Origin of the sequence: Aneurinibacillus sp. XH2 (assembly GCF_001439585.2) — a bacterium.
In the GTDB taxonomy this organism is placed as follows: domain Bacteria; phylum Bacillota; class Bacilli; order Aneurinibacillales; family Aneurinibacillaceae; genus Aneurinibacillus; species Aneurinibacillus thermoaerophilus.
This window is the reverse complement of sequence record NZ_CP014140.1, coordinates 2196301-2216511: the sequence shown is the minus strand read 5'-3', so window position 1 is coordinate 2216511 and position 20211 is coordinate 2196301. Positions and strand designations below refer to the sequence as shown.

The following is a 20211-nucleotide window of genomic DNA, read 5'->3' as shown; positions in this document are numbered from 1 at the left end:
TGAATAGCTGTCTCATGTATACGTAGATATGGGAACAGAGTTTCCAAAGCGTCGAACAACGCACAGGAACCATTATGTGAGGTTTTTCTTTTTTCTCGATGTCCATCTCTCCTTTATCTAAAATTTGCGAAATCTTTATTGCTTGTTTCTTTGACATTTCCTCCTATTCCATTCCCTTATGCGGTAAGTATGTCACATGAAGGAAGCGCTTTCTTTATTATTTTATAAAGATATAGAAGCTACTTGGTATTTATCGCCTTTTTACAGTTTCATTATTTTTGGGTTTTTTCTTTTCTTTTTGCTTTGATTTCCTGTATAGTGGAAAAGGAGTTACGCATAATGGGAGTTTGATTTATATTATGAATCAACAAGATGAGATGTGTGAGATGGGGAACCTGCCCCGTGGGATAAGTGCGGCCTGCGCCATCCCGCAGGCAGAGACGACAGATGGACTGACCTCTGAACAAGTGGTTGCGGACGGGGAGCCAGATGCGTTTTTTTTTCGTGCGCTTGAAAGAATCGGCATCCGGCTCAATGAACCACAGATTCAGGCAGTTCGCGCCGTAGATGGGCCAGTGCTGATTAATGCGGGTGCCGGAAGCGGAAAAACGACCGTGCTGACATGTCGTACCGCCTATTTGTTGCTTGTCAAGCGAGTTCCACCGCAAAACATTGTGCTTGTCACGTTTACCCGCCATGCTGCCCGGCAGATGAAGGAACGGCTTGCGACGATTCCGGGCGTAACCCTGGCAATGGTGAAGCAGATGATTACCGGCACTTTCCACTCGCTGGCACGAACAATTTACTTCCATAAACTGGATGTTCCACCCCGCATCATGAGTGAGAAACAGAAAGAATTTCTCATCGAACAGATTACGAAAGAGTTGGCTACGGGCGAGCAGTATGAACCGGAGACGTTGCTTGCTTTATTGGCGTATTTAAAAAACAATTTGTTGTTGGTAGGCGGTACATGGGCGGTGGAAGAAGTGGAAGGACTTAAGGATGACGCACGTCGCGTGCTTGAGCGTTATGAAGCATACAAGCGTGATAACCATCTGATTGATTATGAAGATTTAATCACTGGCTGCATTGAAACGTTGCGTGCCCATCCGAATTATTTAACCGCATTGCGCCGCCGCATGGCGTATATCATGGTAGATGAATATCAGGATACGAATATTGCACAATATGAAATGATTCGCATGTTGGCGAAGCAGTCCAATTTGTGCGTTGTCGGCGACCCGGATCAGGCCATTTATGGTTTTCGCGGCGCTGAGCCATCCATTATTTTGCGTTTCCCGGACGAATATTCGGATTGTACGCGTATCACGCTTGATATTAATTATCGTTCTCCCGCAGGCGTGGTTGGCCTTGGCAATGAAATTATTCGTCACAACAGGCGCCGCTTTGAGAAACAATTGAAAGTGTTGCCTACCGGGACAGGCCTGCCGATTTATTTTGCCGCGCGTTCGGTGGAAAAGGAAGCGGAGCAGGTGCTTATGCTGATTGAAAAGCTTGTTTCGTCTGGGGAGTATGAATACAGTGATATTGCCGTGCTATATCGTACGAATAGCACAGCGCGTACACTGTATGAAAAGTTGCTTTTAAGCAACATTCCATTTACGACGTATCGGGACGATCCAACGTTTTATGAGTTGTCTACCATTCGGCCTGTGCTTGATTTTATGCGCCTTTCGCTTGATCCGTACAATGAGACAGCACTTGAGGGCATTTTGCCTTGTCTTTATATTAGCAAGGCACGTTATATGAAAGAGATTCAGGTCATTGCAATCCAGCGCGGCGTGTCTTATCTTGAAGCGTTGCGGTACCTTGAAGCGCTTCCTTTGTTCCAGCGCAGGCGGTTAAATGAACAGGTGGACTGGTTGAAAAGTATCGCCAAGTTGAATCCATTGCAAGCAGTGCGGGAAGTTCGCAGCGAAGCCGGAGGAGGATACGACAAATTTCTTGGGAGTGAGCAGAACGGCGCGATTACATATCATAAAGAACTGTTGCGCGACGATCTGTATGAATTGGAGGAAGCAGTTAAACCGTTTGCGACGGTAGCAGATTTTCTCGCCTATGTGGATACGGTGATCGCGCGTAAGGAAACGCGGCGCCAACAAAGTGAATCCGGGTTGGGGCTTACGCTGCAAACGATTCATGCCGCCAAGGGGCTGGAATATCCGGTTGTGATTTTGCTTGGAGCCATCGACGGAGTGCTTCCACACAGCATTGCGGTCGATCCGGATGAGAAGCCGGATTTTTGGCTGCATAAGAAAAACGGGGAAAGAACAGAAGAAGCGATGGAAGAAGAAAGGCGGCTGATGTATGTGGCTGTGACGCGAGCAAAGCGAGAACTGTATATTAGTTCACCACGGTATTTTCGCGGCAAACCTGCCACGCTTTCGCCTTTTCTGCTGGAGGCGTTTCGAGCGGCGTCAAAGGCTGTGGTCACATACGTAACAGATGAAGGAGGAAACAAACAGTGAAAGTGGAAGCGGGAACGATTGTTACAGCAAGAGTGGAACGACGGGCATCGTTCGGCTATTTTTTATCAGTGGATGGACAAGATGTGCTGCTTCACGAGAGGGAAGCGGAGAAGGAATGGGAAGTTGGAGCCGAGGTGGAGGTGTTCTTGTACCATGACCATCAAGATCGGTTAGCGGCAACCCGGTGCAAACCGTATATAGTGCTTGGCGAATTTGGTTGGCTGGAAGTAAAAGATGCTTCCCGGATCGGCGTATTTTTGGATAACGGGATACAGAAAGAATTGCTTTTGCCGGCGGATCAACTTCCGGTGGCAAAAAGCAGATGGCCTCGCCCTGGCGACCGGGTGTATGTTCAATTAGAACATGACAGACAGGGGAGGATGTTGGCCGTACTGGGCCGGGAAGAAGACCTAGCGCAAGTTGCCGAACCGGCGACCAGAGACTTAGCAAATAAAGATATTACCGGTTACATATATAAAACGATTGCGATTGGCGCATTTTTGTTGACGGAAGGTCAGCATCTAGCATTTATCCATAAGGATGAAGCAGATGAACCGCTGCGCCTTGGCCAGCGGGTGAGCGGACGCGTTGCAAAAGTGCGGGATGATGGCCGCCTGAACATAACGACGAGGCGACGCAAGGAAGTAAGCTATAGCCAAGATGCGGAGATGATTTACGGCTATTTAAAAGAACGAGGAGGACGGATGCCGTATACGGATAAAACCGCCCCGGATGTTATTAAGATGAAATTCGGCATTAGCAAAGCCGCTTTTAAACGTGCGCTTGGTAAGCTCATGAAGGAAAGGCGTGCGTACCAGGAGGACGGGTGGACAATTTTAACGGAGCAAAAGTAAGAGATAGCACCGGACGCGAAAAGGGTCCGGTGTATTTTTTCTTATTTTTACGCACATTTTTACAAAATTGGTTTTAAAATTGGGTGTTCAGGGTATAATATATAAATTATTACTATTTATTTGTAAATGTAAAACATAAAGGAGAGTGGGTTTATGTACTACGTGGTATATGAGACGATTTCTTTGTTTGGTTCCGCGAATGTCAAACATGCGGAAGCATTTAAAACGCTAGAAGAAGCGCGTATATTTGCAAAAGAAATCGCCCAAAAAGGCTCTCCGGGAGTGCGCATTGCGCAAGAAATGAATACAGAGGAAAAGTGGGCAAACTAGCGGACTTGTGTGCCGGGCGAAACGGGCGAAACGATCTCGCTCAGATCTTCGTAAGCAGAATAAAGCATGTTGTTGTTTGCTGTTAATTGCAAGAGTCGGGATAAGGCAGAGAAAAAAATGGGCGAAAAATCCCCACCACGCAGGCGGGGGTTTTTATTTTTGTGGTTAAAAATAAATAATTTAGATAATTTATAATTGTTTTTCTTTGTTTTGTTTTCTTTTCCTTTAGGACAAGAGTTAGTAAAATAATAAGATATGGTCAGTATTTGAAGTAGAGTAGGGGTGATTCTTATTCGTACATACAAAGAGATGACCAGCGGAGAAAAGCGCAGCCTCACGCTCTCGATGAAAAAGTACGCCGACGTTTTCCTTGATAAACATAAAGGTGATTTTTCTGGCTTTACGAGCGAAGCAGACGTGATTGATACATTTTATAGTGAATGGCTGAAAGATTCATTGGAATCGCACTATGCGTGGTGCTCGGAAAAGAACGAGAACGCCGCTGGGTATACATCAAAAGGATATCATGAACAAGAAGGATTTGCTGATGAAGCGAAAGCGAAAATTCGCGACATTCTGGCGGAAAAAGTCGATGTAGCAAACATGGATAAAAACTTGCAGGCAGTGAAGATGAAGCCGGAACCGCCAGCCACAGCACAAGCGCAGAGGGGAAAGGCGGAGTTTGCCACAGAGCAAAAAGCGGCACCGCGCAAAAGCAAGCGCAAAAAAACGACGAAGTTAGGGCGCAATGATTTGTGTCCATGCGGTAGCGGCAAGAAATACAAGAAATGCTGTCTTGAAAAAGGAATTGAATATACGTATATCAAAGGAAAATTCGTTACAGTTTCGTAAGGCTACGGAGCGTAAAATAGAAAAACTCGCCCTGCGCGTTTGGGCGAGTTTTTCTTATTTCTAGAACAATAGGCTGAATTTCTTGTTATTGTCTTAGATTTTGTGAATTAGGTACGCTCTTTTTGTCTTTGTTTCAAAAAGGCGTTTCCTATAAGCAACACAATCGTCCAGACGAACGTGGCAAGTAAGGAAGTAGCGATCCAGCTTGGCGTACCGAGCGCATAATACATTGCCAGATGAGCTGCAAAAATTACGACGATCCAAACAAACAGATTCACAGGCCGCACCTCTCTTTCCAAAGTTTCAGTCCTATTGTTTCCAGAAGGGTACAAAAAAAAACTCTTTTCCGTTCGCACATATACAAATTTGGAACGAGCATATGAGCCGAAAGTATTTCGCCATGTTTTGTGCCGTTTGCGTCCTGTCTGTGGGTTTGCATGAATACACAAAAGAGTCTCCATAGCCATCAAGGTAAGAACATAATGGCTATGGAGACAGCCCTTTTTTTATTATTTCTTGCTTTGTTTATGCCGGCAACAGGGTCGGTTCAAGATAATAGAGCACAACGGTAACAACGGCGAGCACAAGTCCCCACACGGTCAGGCTGAATTGGCGCTGGTTGCCTTTTTCCGGTTGAGGCAGAAGGCCGAGAATAATAAGAATAAAGGACATAAGAGCCGCGATCGACAAAAATAGGATAAGAACATGTCCGGTCATGCTTGAACTCCTTTCACGCTTTTTATAGTAGCTACTATATTAACTATACCGGGAGCGCGGCTTATCTGTCAAAAATATACTATCGAAAAAGAATGTATTTTTTGAAAAAAATAGGGTGGAATTTTTTTGAATCGTATACTACAATAATAATCAGAAGATTTATTATTAATATAATCTTTTTATTTCTGGATATATGAATGAATATTCATTCAATACATAACGAAAAGGGAGGCTATACGATGGAAAGGAGCATTCAAAAAGCCGCAGTGCTTGGAGCAGGTGTCATGGGTGCTGCGATCGCCGCACACTTGGCGAATGCAGGTATTCAAACCTATCTGTTGGATATTGTGCCAACCAAGCTTACAGATCAGGAAGAGAAGAAAGGGCTTACGCTGGAACATCCTGCGGTGCGTAATCGGATTGCGATTGAAGCCAAAGAACGATTGCTGAAAGCGAAGCCTGCTCCGTTGTTTGTTAAGCGGAATGGCGAATGGATAATTCCAGGCAATTTGGAAGATGACCTGTTCCGCCTAAAAGAGATGGATTGGATTGTCGAAGCGGTTGTAGAGAATCTTGATATTAAGCAAAAGCTGTGGGAAAAGGTGGAGCAAAACTGGACAGAGGGGACAATTGTCAGTTCGAATACATCAGGCGTATCCATTAATAAGATGATCGAAGGACGGAGCGAAGCGTTCCGCCGTCATTTTCTAGGTACGCATTTCTTTAACCCGCCGCGCTATATGAAGCTCTTGGAAATCATTCCAGGCAACGATACGGATGAGAATGTGCTCTCTTTCATGAAACGTTTCGGGGAGCGTGTGCTCGGCAAGGGCGTTGTGGTGGCGAAAGACACGCCGAACTTTATTGCCAATCGCATCGGTACGTATGGCCTTTTGATCACGTTTGAAGAGATGAAAAAGGAAGGTTTTAGTGTGGAAGAGGTGGACGCGATGACCGGTACGGTAATTGGACGTCCGAAGAGCGCTACCTTTCGCACGCTTGATATGGTCGGGATTGACACATTTGTTCATGTAGCGGCCAACGTGCATAAGAATGTAGCGGATGAACAGGAAAAAGCGGCATTTGTCGTGCCGGAGACCATGAGCAAAATGGTGGAAAAACGCTGGCTGGGCGACAAGACAGGTCAGGGCTTCTACCAGAAGAAAAAAACGGAGTCTGGTCGTGAAATATTGTCTCTTAATTACCGTGAGTTTACTTATACGCCGATGAAGAAGGTCAAGCTTGCCGCCATTGAGCAGGCGAAAGCGGCGGGCGGGCTGGAGAAGCGTTTGAAAACGCTTGTATATAGCCCTTCCAAAGAAGGTCGGTTTGTCTGGAACGTGCTGAAAAAAGTGCTGCTTTATTCCGCAGCGAAACTTCCGGAAATCGCGGACGATATCGTCAGCGTGGATCGCGCGATGAGGTGGGGATTTAACTGGGAACTTGGCCCGTTTGAGACATGGGACGCCATCGGAGTTCAAGAATCGGTGGCGCGGATGAAGCAAGAAGGTGAAATCATCCCGCACTGGGTAGAAGAGATGCTCGCCAAAGGAAAGACTTCGTTCTATGAGAAAGAAAATGGTGTGGCGTATTACCATACGCTGACTGGTGAGTTGAAAGAAGAAGAACGGGCGCGCGAATGGCTGAGGCTTGTTGAATACAAGAAAAAAGCGAAACCGATTCTGTCGAATCCGGGAGCGAGTCTCATCGATATTGGAGATGAAGTAGCCTGCCTCGAATTTCATTCGCCGAACAACGCCATCGGTTTTGACATCATCGAGATGTTGTATAAATCGTTGGCTGAGGTTGAAAAAAATTACCGCGGGATGGTCATCGGTAATGAAGCGAAAAATTTTTGCGTCGGCGCGAACCTGATGATGGTGTTGATGGAAGCGCAGGATGATAACTGGGATGACATTAATTATCTTATTCACCGCTTTCAGCAGGCATCGCTGGCGATCAAGTATTCCAGGAAGCCGATCGTGGCGGCTCCGTTCGGCATGACGCTGGGCGGTGGTGTCGAAGTGTGCTTGCCGGCTGACAAAATTCAGGCAGCAGCGGAAGTTTATATGGGGCTCGTCGAAGTCGGAGTTGGCCTTATTCCGGGCGGCGGAGGCACAAAGGAAACGCTGATACGTGCTACGAAAGCGGCGGAGGAGGTTGATCCGAAAGCCGATTTGCAGCCGTTTGTCAACAAAGCGTTTGAAACGATCGCGCTGGCGAAGGTGTCTACCAGCGCGGAAGAAGCGCGTGAGCTCGGTTTCCTGCGCCGTGGCGATGCCGTTTCCATGAATCGCGATCATCTGTTGTATGATGCCAAACAAGCCGTGCTGGCGCTTGATATGGCAGGATACACGCCACCGCGCCAGGAAAAGATTCGCGTCGTCGGTGCCGATGGAAAGGCGGTGCTTGAGCTTGCCGCTTACACGATGCGCCAGGGTGGCTATATCAGCGACCACGATATGAAAATTGCGAGTAAACTGGCGCATGTGCTAGCGGGTGGCGACGTGAATCGGAATACGTACGTGACGGAGCAATATTTGCTCGATCTTGAGCGCGAAGCATTTTTAAGCCTGTGCGGTGAGCCGAAAAGCCAGGAAAGAATGCACCATATGCTTGTAAAGGGAAAACCACTGCGCAATTAGGGAGGGGGAAAGAAAAAATGAGAGAAGCGGTCATTGTATCAGCTGTGCGGACGGCCGTCGGCAAAGCGCCGAAGGGAACGCTTAAAAACACGCGTCCGGAAGACTTAGGTGCGGCGGTGATAAAAGAGGCGGTACGTCGCGCCCCCGGTCTCGAACCGGGGATGATTGACGACGTAGTTATTGGTTGCGCGATGCCGGAAGGGGAGCAGGGCTTAAATATCGCTCGCATTATTTCCGTGTATGCTGGTTTGCCGACCACGGTTCCGGCGTTCACGATTAATCGTTTTTGCTCTTCCGGTCTGCAATCGATTGCTATCGCGGCAGAGAAAATTATGTGTGGCTTTGCCGATGTGGTGATTGCAGGCGGGGTGGAAAGCATGAGTCACGTTCCGATGACAGGCTACAAGTTGGCGCCGCACCCGGAAATCGTGGAGAAATATCCGGAGATTTACATCAGCATGGGCCATACGGCGGAAAATGTGGCCGAGCGGTTCGGCATTAGCCGTGAAGAGCAGGATCGGTTCGCAGTAGCAAGCCACGCCAAGGCCGCAGCTGCGATTAGAGAAGGTAAGTTTAAAGATGAAATCATTCCTTTAACGGTAAGGGAAAAGCAATTGGATGCCAAAGGTAAACTTCAATTGCGCGAGTTCATTTTTGACACGGACGAGGGCGTGCGGCCGGATACGAATATGGAAGCGCTAGCCCGCTTGCGCTCCCCGTTCCGCATCGGTGGCAGCGTCACGGCAGGGAACGCATCTCAGACGAGCGACGGTGCGGCGGCGGTGATCGTCATGTCGAGGGAGAAAGCGGAAGAACTTGAGCTTAAGCCGATGGCGGTTTTCCGTTCTTTTGCTGTTGGTGGTGTAGATCCGGAAATTATGGGCGTCGGTCCGATCACCGCGATTCCGAAAGCATTGAAGCTGGCTGGTATTACGCAGGATCAGGTTGATTTGTTTGAAATCAACGAAGCGTTTGCGTCCCAAGCAATCCAGGTCATCCGCCATTTAAACATTGATGAGAGCAAAGTGAATGTGAACGGTGGCGCTATCGCGCTCGGTCATCCGCTGGGATGCTCGGGCACGAAATTAACTGTGACTATGCTTTATGAAGCTGCGCGTAGAAATGCGAAGTATGGCGTTGTTTCGATGTGCATCGGCGGAGGTATGGGTGCGGCTGGCGTTTTTGAATTTGTGAAGCAATAGAAGTTGAATAGATCAAATCAGATTTATATAGATTTATATTGGGAGGTTTTAGATATGAGCATACAGGAAACGATGCCGAAAGGCGGGCAGTTTATTCTGGAAGAAGCAGATTTTCAAACGATATTTACGCCGGAGGATTTCAATGAAGAACAGCGAATGATTGCGCGCATGACGCGCGATTTTATCGAGGGTGAAGTGGTGCCAAAAGCGGAAGAAATCGAAAAGTTGAATTATGAGCTAACGGTAAAGTTGCTGCGTCAGACTGGAGAGCTTGGCTTGCTCGGCGCGGACATTCCGGAAGTGTACGGCGGGGCCGCGCTTGATAAAATCAGCTCTAGCCTGATTGGCGAAAACATGGTGCGCGGCGGCTCGTTCTCGCTGAGTCACGGCGCTCATGTCGGCATCGGTACGTTGCCGATCGTATTCTTCGGTACGCCCGAGCAAAAAGCGAAATATTTGCCATCGCTCGCGACAGGAGAAAAAATCGCGGCCTATTGCTTGACTGAGCCGTCCTCTGGTTCCGATGCGCTTTCCGCCAAGACAACGGCGGTGCTTAATCAAGCGGGCACTCATTACATTTTGAACGGAACAAAGCAGTTTATTACGAATGCTGGTTTTGCGGATATTTTTATCGTTTATGCGAAAGTGGACGGCGAGAAATTTACCGCATTTATTGTGGAAAAAGATTTTCTCGGCGTCAGCACCGGTCCGGAAGAGAAAAAAATGGGCATCAAAGGCTCATCTACTCGTCCCCTTATTCTTGATAATGTAGAAGTGCCGATAGAGAACGTGCTTGGCGAAATCGGTAAGGGACACAAAATTGCGTTTAATATTCTCAATATTGGCCGCTATAAGCTCGGCATTGGTGCGGTTGGCGCATCCAAATGGGCGATTGAGCTTGCGGCTCAGTATGCGAAGGAACGCAAGCAGTTTAAAACGGAGCTTGCGAACTTCCCGCTTATTCAAAACAAGCTGGCCGATATGGCCATTCGCACATATGTAAATGAAAGCATCACGTACCGAACCGGCGGCTATCTGGAGGCAGCCACTCAGTATTTGAATCTTGAAAACTATATTTTTGACGAAGCGGCCAAAGCGATTGAGGAACACGCCATCGAATACTCTATCGTTAAAGTATTCGGTTCTGAAGCGCTCGATTTCGTGGCGGACGAAGGTGTGCAAATTCACGGCGGATATGGTTATATTTCTGAATACAAAATTGAGCAAATTTACCGTGATTCCCGCATTAATCGCATTTTTGAAGGAACGAACGAAGTCAATCGCCTGCTTATTCCGGGAACTCTCTTAAAACGTGCGATGCAGGGCCGTTTACCGCTTATGGAAAAATTGCAGACGCTGCAAAAAGAACTGACTGGATACATTCCATCGATGGATCTTTCCGAGTCAACGGAACTTTTAGAAACAGAAAGCAAAATGCTGGAGTCCGTAAAAAAGCTGTTTTTGATGGTGGGTGGCGCCGCCGTGCAAAAATATATGCAAAAAATCGAACAGGAACAAGAAATTCTTGAAAACTTGTCCAACATGATGATTACGATTTATGCGCTCGAGTCAGCGCTCTTGCGCGCGAAGAAGACGGCCGCACGTAAAGGAGAAGCTGCTGCGCAAATGCAGATTGACATGACACGTGCCTATTTTCAGGAAGTGTGGGGCGATCTTGATAAATGGGCCAAAGAAGCGCTGGCGGCGATAAGCGAAGGCGATACGCTCCGCACGCAGCTTTCCATTGTCAAAAAGTTAATGCGTATGCAACCGATGAATACCTTCGCATTAAAACGTAGCATTGCTAAACGCATTCTGGAAGCAGGTCAATATACCACAGGTGTAAAGTAAGAAACAGGGCTGGTTGATAGATTCCATTATTCCCCATAAAAAGTAGGGGGAAAGCTGGAGGCTGGAAACGGAAAGAAAAAGGTGTACACCTTTTTCTTTCTCCTGCTCCTGCTTTTTCTCTCTTATTTTTCTATTTGGTCTTGCGGTTGGAAGGACGTGTTGGTTCTTGGTAGAAATTAAGGGATAAGGGGTGTACAGAAATGACGTTGGTGGACAATATTGAACGCAGCGCGCGGGAACATGCAAACCGGACGGCATATATGTTTCAGGGAATGCAGGCAACTTACGACGAACTGTATCGGCAAGCTAGGAACGTGGCAGGTTATCTTTCAAAAAAAGGAGTGGGGAAAGGCGATCATGTGGCATTGCTTTTAGGAAATTCTCCTCACTTTTTAATTTCTTATTACGGTATATTGCTGACGGGTGCAGCGGTTGTGCCGATCAATCCGATTTATACCTGGAAAGAAATTTTGTATATTTTGCATGACAGTCGGGCCAAGGTAGCGATAGCGATTGCGTCTTTATTGCCCACGTTTGAGAAGGTGAAACAGACGCTACCGAATTTGCAGGAAGTTGTGTTAGTAGGCGGCGAATCGGAGCACGAGTGGACGTCTGCATTTGAAAAAATGATAGCGCATTCAAGTGAAGGATGGCGACGGCCGGACATTACGGAAGACGATCTTGCGGTTATTCTTTATACGTCAGGCACGACCGGCCAACCGAAGGGAGCCATGCTTACGCAGCGCAACATGGCATCCAATGCTGATGCGCTCGCCAAGTATCTTGGTGTGACGGCGAATGACCGATTTGTAACGGTGCTGCCGATGTTTCACGTGTTTTGCATGACGGTGTGCATGAATGGGCCGGTGGCGCTTGGCGCGACAATGATAATTTTGCCGAAATTCAGTCCGGTAGAGGTCGCCGCAACCATCCGGGAACAGCAGGCTACTGTTTTTGCTGGCGTTCCAACGATGTATAATTTTATTATGCAGACGCCTTCCATTGTTCCAGACGATCTAGCGTCGCTCCGCTTCTGCATTTCCGGAGGCGCGTCGCTGCCTGTGGCGTTGCTGCACAGTTTTGAGAAGAAATTCAGCAAGGTAATTTCTGAAGGATACGGGTTATCGGAAGCGGCGCCAGCGACGGCGTTTAATCCGGTACACGGCGTGCGTAAGCCCGGTTCTATTGGCGTGAATATTCCAGGCGTAGAAAACAAAATCGTCGATGCGGAAGGTGTAGAAGTGGAGCGTGGCCAGGTGGGTGAATTGATTGTTCGTGGACCGAATGTAATGAAGGGGTATTTGAATATGCCGGAAGAAACAGCGCGTACCATTAGAGACGGTTGGCTGTACACCGGAGATATAGCATATATGGATGAAGACGGCTACATTTTTATTGTCGATCGGAAAAAAGACATGATTATTGTGGGCGGCTACAATGTATATCCACGGGAAGTGGAAGAAGTGCTGTACGAACATCCGAAAGTGGTGGAAGCTGCGGTCATTGGCGTGCCGGACGAAAAGCTCGGTGAAACGCCACAAGCCTATGTAGTGGTAAGAGATGGTTCGCTAACTGAAGAAGAGCTTAAGACACATTGTCGCAAGTTCCTTGCCAAATACAAAATACCGGACAAAATCATCTTCATTGACGAACTTCCAAAGAATACAACAGGTAAAATTTTGCGCCGCGCATTGCGCGACAAAGTATTGAACCAATAAAGCTCAACACTAAAGCATGTTCTTAACAGGATGCATCACATCGTACGTGTTGATAAATCAAAATGCAGGATAAAACATCCGTCTTTTCTTCCAGTGCTTACGTTATTTTTCTGCCAAAGAGGGTCTTCTATCTGCACCTTTTCACCGAAAGCGGGATTTGCAAAGCATTTGAGTAAAGTCAATGGTAGAGACAGTCTAAGGTCGCTGTTTCGCTTTTGTGCGTTTCAGTATCGGGCAGAAAGATAAAAAAGGTGCGATGGAAGAAATGGCGGATGCTTCCCCTCCTTTTTCCCTGGCAAGCACAGAGCTTGGTGTAGACCCAGCAAACAAGGTCGTCTGTATTATATGTCTTTGAGTTTGGCGATAATGTCTGCGGCGTTTTTGTATTTATCGGGTGTAAAGTGCTTTTCAGCCCAGTCGATAAGTTCAGGACGGCCATTAAGCACGTATGTATCTTCGCCCCATTCTGTGGAAATTTCCCGCACAACAATTCGTGCGCCCTCCACTTCCGCTGTAATCATATTCCACTTGTCCTCTTTATAAACCACGTGCTTTTTTGTCATTTCCGTCTCATACCTTTCTTCATTTTACGTATACTCATTTCAGTGTATCCATTGACTGGACAAATTGCAACTGCTACCCTAGTGTCGTACAAATTTTATGTAAAAGGTGAATGCTGTTGATTACGAAAACTCAAATGCGTCGCATTCTTGACACATTTGCTGAGATGTTTCCAGACGCTCATTGCGAATTAAACCACACAAATCCGTTTGAATTGACGATTGCCGTCGTTTTGTCGGCACAGTGCACAGATGCGCTTGTTAATAAAGTCACGCCTCACTTGTTCGCGAAATACAAAACGCCGGAAGACTATTTGTCTGTGCCGCTTGAAGAGTTGGAACAGGACATTCGCAGCATCGGATTATACCGCAACAAAGCGAAAAACATTCAAAAGCTGTGTCGCATGCTGATAGAAGAGTATGATTGTGAAGTGCCGCAAGATCGTGACGAACTGATGAAATTGCCGGGAGTTGGCCGGAAAACCGCGAACGTGGTTGCTTCCACCGCGTTCGGTGTGCCGGCGATTGCGGTCGATACGCATGTGGAGCGTGTTTCAAAGCGGCTTGGCATTGCGCGCTGGAAAGATACTCCGTTGCAGGTGGAAGAAGCGCTAATGAAAAAAGTACCGCGCGAGGAATGGTCTATCACCCATCACCGGATGATTTTCTTTGGAAGATATCATTGCAAGGCTGTTAATCCGCAGTGTGAAATTTGTCCGCTGCTGGATATATGCAGGGAAGGAAAGAAAAGGATGAAAACAAAATTGTGAAATTAATTAAAAAATATTGATAATTGAGTGGCAGTGGGATATAATTTAAATATAATTAACCCGGTGTCGCTCAGTGAAAGTTTGCCCTTTCACCTACAGTGATGCTATACTCTTACACATTTTTTAAAAACTGAGGGATCGACTGAACCCTGGGCATGAACCAGGGAGGACAAAGCGAGACCGGCCAGTTATATCGCAGCTGATTTTACGCTTACGATATGACTGGCCTTTTTGTTATCTGCCTTGTTTTCTCATTAAATAATGATTCAAATAACACTATGTAAGAAAGGGGAATGTCTGATGCATTTCATGGATGTATGTATTTCTTGCGGTAGAGAGCTGGCTTCCTGGGAGAAAAATCGTGTCGAATGTTTGGATTGCCGGGAAATTGCTTGTGAGACATATAGCGATGATCATAGCATAGACGGAAACATCGAAGATTACACTGCCTGATTTTCCGTAAGGAAGAGCGGCCGGTTGCGACAGACCGGCCGCTTCGTCGTTTAGGCGCGGTGAATAACTCCGAAGACTAACATATATACAAATATGGTAAAGTATAATAAGAAGCAGGAATTCTTTTCCCACCATACGAAATGATAAAAAGAAGAAGGAATATAAGCCAACGAAAGGGGGAAGCGGTTGTTGCCGCACCAGACAATGGAACAAACTTCACAAAAAACGATCCCGAAGCGTTCAGAAATAAAGCCTGAATTTAAGTGGAAATTGGAAAGCATTTTTCCGACAGATGAGGCTTGGGAACAAGAGTATAAAAAAGTCCAGGAACTGATTGAAAAAATTGAAACGTACCAGGGAAAGCTCTCCGAAGCTCCCAGTGTAATCGCTGAATGCATGAAAACGTACGAAGAGCTTGGACTTGCCATGGAACGGGTCTATGTATATGCGCGCATGCGCCGTGATGAAGACAATACGAACACGAAATATCAGGCCCTGACCGATCGCGCATCTTCACTCAGCATTCGTGTTTCAAGCGCTGTGTCATTCCTCGTGCCAGAAATTTTAAGCATGCCGGACGAAAAATTGGACAGCTACATAGCAGATGAGCGGCTTTCAAAATACCGTTTTTATCTGAATGAAATCAAACGGCAAAAGGAGCATGTTTTAAGCGCGCAGGAAGAACAAGTCATCGCCCAAGTTGGCGAGCTTGCGCAGGCGCCGCAAACGATTTTCGGCATGATTAACAATGCTGACATGGTGTTTCCAAACATTAAGAATGAGAACGGGGAAGAGGTGCAACTTACGCATGGGCGCTATATTCATTTCATGGAGAGTTACGATCGCCGCGTGCGGCAAGATGCCTTCAAAGCGATGTACGATACGTACCGTAAGCAGAAAAACACGCTCGCCGCAACATTGAATGCTAGCGTCAAAAAAGACGTGTTTTATGCGCGCATTCGCAAATATCCATCAGCGCTGGCGGCTGCGCTTGATAGCGATAACATCCCGGTAGAAGTGTATACCAATCTGATTCAGGCGGTGCGCGACAATCTGCCGGCCATGCATCGATACGTTTCGTTGCGCAAGAAATTGCTTGGTGTTGACGAACTGCATATGTATGACTTGTATGTGCCGATGGTGAAAGAAGTGAAGATGAACATTCCGTATGAAGAAGCGGTTCGCCTTGTCAAAGAAGGGTTGGCGCCGCTCGGCGACGATTACCGTCGTGTGCTGGACGAAGCGTTCTCCTCTGGGTGGATTGATGTATACGAAAACGAAGGAAAAACGAGTGGCGCATATTCGTGGGGCGCGTATGGCACGCACCCGTTTGTGCTTATGAATTATCAGAACAACGTCAACAATTTGTTTACGTTGGCGCATGAAATGGGTCATGCTCTTCATAGTTATTACAGTGATAAACATCAGCCCTATCTGGATGCGCAGTACAAAATTTTTGTGGCGGAAGTCGCATCTACGCTTAATGAATCGTTGCTTATGGATTATATGTTGAAAACTACGGAAGACCCACGCCAAAAAATGTATCTTGTAAATTATTATCTTGAACAGTTTCGTGGAACCGTGTACCGCCAGACAATGTTTGCTGAATTCGAGAAAACGATTCACGAAAGGGTGGAAGCAGGAGAGCCGCTAACGCCGGACACGTTGTGTGGCCTCTATTACGACTTGAACGTTGATTACTATGGCCCGGATATGGTTGTAGATGAGGACATTAATATGGAATGGGCACGTATTCCGCATTTCTACAACGAGTTCTATGTATACCAGTACGCGACCGGATTTTCGGCGGCCACGGCGCTGTCACAGCAAATTTTGCATGAAGGAGCGCCGGCGGTAGAAAGGTATCTTACATTCTTGAAGAGCGGCGGCTCCGATTATCCGATTGAATTGCTGCGTAAGGCGGGAGTCGATATGGCGTCGCCGAAACCTGTTGTTGAGGCGCTTAAAGTATTTGCGCGCCTGCTAGACGAGATGGAAGAATTAGCTACATACGTGTAAGCCTGCATCCCCGCAGATTGCGGGGATATTTTTTTGAAAAGCGCAGGATACAAGATAACGCCTCGTTCCCTTGTAATAATTGGTTAGCTATGAAAAATGGTCCTATTGTAGGAAAACCATTCATGTTTTTTTGCGTCTAAACTATTGGCTGAGCTTGTTCCAAGAAAAGTGCGGACGTTCCATCGGAAAGGAGATGTGTCACTGGCAACTTAGAGAAGGTAAGGGAGCGAGAAAGAATGAGAAAAATAAGATGGCTGCTTTGGATATTTTTATTGTTGGCTGGCTGGGTGGTGCCCGCGGCAGTGCAGGCAGCTTCGGCGATGACGCTTGTCGTCAATGGAAAAGAGGTCAAGCCTGACGTTCCTCCGCAAATCATCAACAAACGTACGATGGTTCCGATTTATTTTGCGGGGGAGGCGTACGGTGCCAAGGTAGAGTGGGACAGACAAACAGGTACGGTAACGATTGATAATCGGGCTGGAAAAGTAATTAGGATGCAACCTGGCAAAAAAACCGCCTACGTAAATGGGAAGGCAATGACACTTGAAGTAGCGCCTATGATTGTCAAAGACCGCGCCTTTTTGCCGCTGCGCCAGATCGGTGAGTGGCTAGGAGCGACCGTTGGGTGGGACGCCGCGTCCAATACGGTGATTATCAATAACAAGAAAACGATCGCCGTAAACGGCAATCCCTTGACGCAGGCGCCTGTTTACCAACTGCCTTACGGTCACTTTGTCAAGGTAAATGATGTGGCGAAGCCGCTTGGTTACGAGGTAAAAACAGAGGCAAAGAAAGTGATTCTTGAGCAAGGAGCAGAGAAGTACACGATCGGGCAGGCTTCGGCTGCACAGTCGAACGGATACCGCCTGATTGACGGTACCTTTGCTGTTACTCCAGAATTTCTTTCACAAGTAATTGGAGCAAAAGCCGATTGGAACGAAGAAAAAACCGCATGCACATTGGACAAGCTACAATACATTACGGGTATTTCCCGGACGGATGATGGCATCAGCATCGAATCAGAAGGGAAGATGACGTACAGCCATTTTACGTTGTCCAATCCGTACCGTATTGTCATCGACTTTAATCATGCGCGGCTAAAGGAAGGGTTTGATGCGTTTGTAACTTCAGCGAAAGTGGAAAGTGTACGCTATAGCCAGTATAGCCTGTCTCCGGACAGGGTGCGCGTTGTTGTACAGTTGTTCGAGCCGCATAACTATGAGATTATCGCAAGCGAAGGCGTAACGAAAGTTGTGCTGAAAGAAGCCAAGCCGACGCCGCCTCCTACGCCTGCTCCGCAGCCGGACAAACCGGACGCAGCGAAACCGTTTGTCATTGTGCTGGATCCGGGACATGGTGGGAAAGATTCCGGTGCCATAGGAACAGCGGGAAATCCGGAAAAGTCGCTCGTACTGTCAATCGCCAAGGCAACGGAAGCGAGCTTGAAGCAGCACAAAAATTTTAAAGTTGTGATGACACGTTCTGGCGATACGTATCCAACGTTGCAGGAGCGCGTTCAGCTAGCAAATAACCTGAAAGCGGATGTATTTCTATCGTTCCACGCGAATTCGGCTACCTCGAGCGCAAATGGAACAGAAACGTATTACAGAACGCCGCAGAGCAAAGAATTTGCTTCGATTGTTCACAAGCATTTGATCGAAGCAACGGAATTTTATAATCGCGGGTTGCGTACGGCGAACTTTTATGTTATCAAGAATACAAACATGCCGTCCGCGCTCGTTGAAGTTGGGTTTTTGACCAATGCCGCGGAAAACAAAAAAATGCTTGAGCCCGAGTTTCAGAAGCGCGTAGGGGAAGCATTGGCAGCCGCTATTATCGAGTATTACAACAAGCATCATTAAAATATTATAAAAAGAAAGGCTTTTTTCAAGATAAAGAAGGGCCTTTCTTTTTTTTGTCTAATTTTCTAAGATGAGAAAAAACACATGTGGAAGGAGCAATGGACATAGATGGTATGGCAGCGTATTCGCTCTTTTTTATTTATCGCGTTAGGAAGCTTTTTATATTCCATTGCAGTAAATTTGTTTTTTGTTACTAACAAGCTGGCGCAGGGCGGTGTAACGGGGATTTCCCTGTTATTACACTACACAGTTCATACGCCTGTTGGTTTGTTGATCATTTTAATCAATATTCCTATCTTCATTCTTGGGTACATTGTGCTTGGCAAAGGTTTTTTGCTGCGGAGTGCATATGGGATGCTTATGACCTCCATTTTAATTGATGTGACATCGTCGTGGCAGGTGCCGCCGCTACAGAATGTGATTTTGGCACCGTTGTACGGGGGAATTATTGCGGGCACTGGGCTTGGGTTGATTTTCCGCGTGGGCGGTACGTCCGGCGGAGGCGATATTATTGCGCGCGTCCTACAGCATAAATTCAAGCGAATTGATTTAGGGAAATTTTTGTTTGGCATTGATTTTACGATTATTGCTATTTCCGGAGTCGTTGTTGGTGTTGAGCGGGCGATGTTGACCGTTGTGGCTGTATACGTCAGCGCGCGTGTGGTCGATCTGCTTTTGTCCGGCTTTCAGAAACAGCGCAGTGTCATTATTATTTCGAATAAGCCGGAAGAGATTACGCAAGAAATTCATAAACAGTTGGTGCGCGGGGTGACCATGTTGCATTCCATGGGCGGATACTCGCGCCGTGAAGGAGAAGTATTGCTGGTGGTTGTGCAGTTGTATGAGATGGACAAATTGCGCCAGATCATTGAAAAGATAGACAATCGCGCGTTTATCCTTGCGTTTGAGGCGAAAGAAGTACAGGGAGAAGGATTTAGCTTTCCCTCCCCTGCACGCAGGCATATCCAGACGCCAAACCAGTAGGCATAGAAAGCAGAAAGACAGACAAAAAAGAGCGGACGCGACGGTTTCACTCTTTTTTGTTTTTTATAATTGTTTTTCTCTTGGTTCCAGGGTGGAAGGTGTTTCGGTCGGAATATTTTTGGGTATTATTTCATCAGCTGACAAAATGTATCGACGGGCGCCAGGGATCCGGGATAAAAGCTTATGGGCGATAGCCATAATCGGCAGTTTCATTGTAAGCTTGCCAACAGCGATGCCGATAATGGCACCTACAATAATGTCGAGTGGATAATGCACTCCAACATATATCCGCGAATAGGACATAATGACTGCGCACGGTAGCGTCCAGACGATGGATTTCGGAAATAACCGGTACAGGATATACATCGAAACAAAAGAGGACACTGCGTGACCGGACGGAAACGAAGACGAAACCGGCAAATGGATGAGATGATTGATATGTTCCTCTGCCATCGGTGGCCTGGGCCGTGCGACTATAAATTTTATAATGTTTTCCACTACGCCGCCAATTCCAATTCCGGTAAATAGTGTGGCTGCCGGACGAATTCCGCCGACACGGCGGCGATTGAGCAACAGAATGAGAACAATAAGAAACCAGAAGAGCCCTTTGTCACTGATGCGGGTGGCGAAAATCATGAACCAGTCAAGCGAAGGAATATTCAACCGGACATTAATCCAGTAGAACAACTGCTGGTCAAGGGAAAGAATAGATTCCATATATACCACCTGTATTTTGGTAATAAGGTTTATGAAACATAACACATATCTAAAACGTTGTTGTTAATGGTAGTTATTTTATATGATGCTTGAATGCGATGCAAGCTTTTGCTTCTAGAACAGAGCGTATCCGCTTTAAAAAATAGAATTCAGTCAAAATTATATAGCCTAGGGCGCTTGTTTTTGCG

At 46.8% G+C, this 20211-nt stretch carries 17 protein-coding genes; 12 read left to right on the top strand and 5 right to left on the bottom strand.

The genetic code is table 11. The features are described from left to right. The first annotated feature begins 359 nt into the window (after window positions 1-359). From ACH33_RS10925 to ACH33_RS19340, 3 genes are all read left to right on the top strand, one after another. Complete coding sequence (locus ACH33_RS10925; protein ID WP_057899047.1) at window positions 360-2489, top strand: ATP-dependent helicase; 2130 nt, start codon at window positions 360-362, stop codon at window positions 2487-2489. Further along, window positions 2486-3343 carry a CvfB family protein gene (locus tag ACH33_RS10920; RefSeq protein ID WP_057899046.1) on the top strand — a complete coding sequence of 286 codons (858 nt, stop codon included), beginning with the start codon at window positions 2486-2488 and terminating at the stop codon, window positions 3341-3343. The genes ACH33_RS10925 and ACH33_RS10920 overlap by 4 nt, the downstream gene beginning before the upstream one ends. 153 nt (window positions 3344-3496) lie before the next feature. Beyond that, complete coding sequence (locus tag ACH33_RS19340; protein ID WP_156424058.1) at window positions 3497-3673, top strand: hypothetical protein; 177 nt, start codon at window positions 3497-3499, stop codon at window positions 3671-3673. On the opposite strand, the gene ACH33_RS19335 is transcribed toward ACH33_RS19340, so the two are convergent. Continuing rightward, window positions 3670-4011 carry a hypothetical protein gene (locus ACH33_RS19335; protein WP_156424057.1) on the bottom strand — a complete coding sequence of 114 codons (342 nt, stop codon included), beginning with the start codon at window positions 4009-4011 and terminating at the stop codon, window positions 3670-3672. The genes ACH33_RS19340 and ACH33_RS19335 overlap by 4 nt on opposite strands. Before the next feature lie 7 nt (window positions 4012-4018). Between ACH33_RS19335 and ACH33_RS20115 the strand changes: the two genes are divergently transcribed. Further along, window positions 4019-4525 carry an SEC-C metal-binding domain-containing protein gene (locus tag ACH33_RS20115; RefSeq protein WP_236781864.1) on the top strand — a complete coding sequence of 169 codons (507 nt, stop codon included), beginning with the start codon at window positions 4019-4021 and terminating at the stop codon, window positions 4523-4525. A 107-nt stretch (window positions 4526-4632) separates the two neighbouring features. On the opposite strand, the gene ACH33_RS10910 is transcribed toward ACH33_RS20115, so the two are convergent. Together ACH33_RS10910 and ACH33_RS10905 are read right to left on the bottom strand one after the other, a co-directional pair. Then, complete coding sequence (locus tag ACH33_RS10910; RefSeq protein ID WP_236781863.1) at window positions 4633-4803, bottom strand: hypothetical protein; 171 nt, start codon at window positions 4801-4803, stop codon at window positions 4633-4635. Window positions 4804-5050: 247 nt separating this feature from the next. Next, on the bottom strand, window positions 5051-5242 hold the full coding sequence (locus tag ACH33_RS10905; RefSeq protein WP_057899044.1) for a hypothetical protein: 192 nt from the start codon (window positions 5240-5242) through the stop codon (window positions 5051-5053). A gap of 239 nt (window positions 5243-5481) precedes the next feature. On the opposite strand from ACH33_RS10905, the gene ACH33_RS10900 reads away from it, so the two are divergent. From ACH33_RS10900 to ACH33_RS10885, 4 genes are all read left to right on the top strand, one after another. Continuing rightward, complete coding sequence (locus tag ACH33_RS10900; protein WP_057899043.1) at window positions 5482-7887, top strand: 3-hydroxyacyl-CoA dehydrogenase/enoyl-CoA hydratase family protein; 2406 nt, start codon at window positions 5482-5484, stop codon at window positions 7885-7887. 17 nt (window positions 7888-7904) lie between these two features. Continuing rightward, on the top strand, window positions 7905-9089 hold the full coding sequence (locus tag ACH33_RS10895; RefSeq protein WP_057899042.1) for an acetyl-CoA C-acetyltransferase: 1185 nt from the start codon (window positions 7905-7907) through the stop codon (window positions 9087-9089). 54 nt (window positions 9090-9143) lie between these two features. After that, window positions 9144-10940, top strand: coding sequence for an acyl-CoA dehydrogenase FadE (locus ACH33_RS10890; RefSeq protein ID WP_057899041.1), 1797 nt, complete (start codon window positions 9144-9146; stop codon window positions 10938-10940). Window positions 10941-11140: 200 nt separating this feature from the next. Beyond that, window positions 11141-12658, top strand: a complete 1518-nt coding sequence (locus ACH33_RS10885; RefSeq protein ID WP_057899040.1) for a long-chain-fatty-acid--CoA ligase — start codon at window positions 11141-11143, stop codon at window positions 12656-12658. Window positions 12659-12999: 341 nt separating this feature from the next. On the opposite strand, the gene ACH33_RS10880 is transcribed toward ACH33_RS10885, so the two are convergent. Next, window positions 13000-13221, bottom strand: a complete 222-nt coding sequence (locus ACH33_RS10880; protein WP_057899039.1) for a hypothetical protein — start codon at window positions 13219-13221, stop codon at window positions 13000-13002. Between the two features lie 116 nt (window positions 13222-13337). On the opposite strand from ACH33_RS10880, the gene nth reads away from it, so the two are divergent. From nth to ACH33_RS10860, 4 genes are all read left to right on the top strand, one after another. Continuing rightward, window positions 13338-13988: an endonuclease III gene (nth, locus tag ACH33_RS10875; protein WP_057899038.1), complete on the top strand. Its 651-nt coding sequence runs from the start codon at window positions 13338-13340 to the stop codon at window positions 13986-13988. Window positions 13989-14645: 657 nt separating this feature from the next. Next, complete coding sequence (gene pepF / locus ACH33_RS10870) at window positions 14646-16460, top strand: oligoendopeptidase F (protein WP_057900346.1); 1815 nt, start codon at window positions 14646-14648, stop codon at window positions 16458-16460. Window positions 16461-16696: 236 nt separating this feature from the next. Further along, a complete protein-coding gene (locus ACH33_RS10865; protein WP_057899037.1) occupies window positions 16697-18322 on the top strand; it encodes an N-acetylmuramoyl-L-alanine amidase in 1626 nt (541 codons plus the stop codon). A 108-nt stretch (window positions 18323-18430) separates the two neighbouring features. Next, a complete protein-coding gene (locus tag ACH33_RS10860) occupies window positions 18431-19306 on the top strand; it encodes a YitT family protein (RefSeq protein WP_057899036.1) in 876 nt (291 codons plus the stop codon). Between the two features lie 63 nt (window positions 19307-19369). Here ACH33_RS10860 and ACH33_RS10855 read toward each other — a convergent pair whose 3' ends face one another. Next, complete coding sequence (locus ACH33_RS10855; RefSeq protein ID WP_057899035.1) at window positions 19370-20023, bottom strand: phosphatase PAP2 family protein; 654 nt, start codon at window positions 20021-20023, stop codon at window positions 19370-19372. Window positions 20024-20211 lie beyond the last annotated feature (188 nt).

Bases quoted from the DNA above. Each gene is read 5' to 3' on its own strand.
- ACH33_RS10905 (WP_057899044.1), bottom strand. From the start codon at position 5,242: ATGACCGGACATGTTCTTATCCTATTTTTGTCGATCGCGGCTCTTATG.
- ACH33_RS10900 (WP_057899043.1), top strand. From the start codon at position 5,482: ATGGAAAGGAGCATTCAAAAAGCCGCAGTGCTTGGAGCAGGTGTCATG.
- ACH33_RS19340 (WP_156424058.1), top strand. From the start codon at position 3,497: ATGTACTACGTGGTATATGAGACGATTTCTTTGTTTGGTTCCGCGAAT.
- pepF (WP_057900346.1), top strand. From the start codon at position 14,646: ATGGAACAAACTTCACAAAAAACGATCCCGAAGCGTTCAGAAATAAAG.
- ACH33_RS10880 (WP_057899039.1), bottom strand. From the start codon at position 13,221: ATGACAAAAAAGCACGTGGTTTATAAAGAGGACAAGTGGAATATGATT.
- ACH33_RS10895 (WP_057899042.1), top strand. From the start codon at position 7,905: ATGAGAGAAGCGGTCATTGTATCAGCTGTGCGGACGGCCGTCGGCAAA.
- ACH33_RS10885 (WP_057899040.1), top strand. From the start codon at position 11,141: ATGACGTTGGTGGACAATATTGAACGCAGCGCGCGGGAACATGCAAAC.
- ACH33_RS10855 (WP_057899035.1), bottom strand. From the start codon at position 20,023: ATGGAATCTATTCTTTCCCTTGACCAGCAGTTGTTCTACTGGATTAAT.
- ACH33_RS20115 (WP_236781864.1), top strand. From the start codon at position 4,019: ATGAAAAAGTACGCCGACGTTTTCCTTGATAAACATAAAGGTGATTTT.
- ACH33_RS10925 (WP_057899047.1), top strand. From the start codon at position 360: ATGAATCAACAAGATGAGATGTGTGAGATGGGGAACCTGCCCCGTGGG.
- ACH33_RS10890 (WP_057899041.1), top strand. From the start codon at position 9,144: ATGAGCATACAGGAAACGATGCCGAAAGGCGGGCAGTTTATTCTGGAA.
- ACH33_RS10860 (WP_057899036.1), top strand. From the start codon at position 18,431: ATGGTATGGCAGCGTATTCGCTCTTTTTTATTTATCGCGTTAGGAAGC.
- ACH33_RS10865 (WP_057899037.1), top strand. From the start codon at position 16,697: ATGAGAAAAATAAGATGGCTGCTTTGGATATTTTTATTGTTGGCTGGC.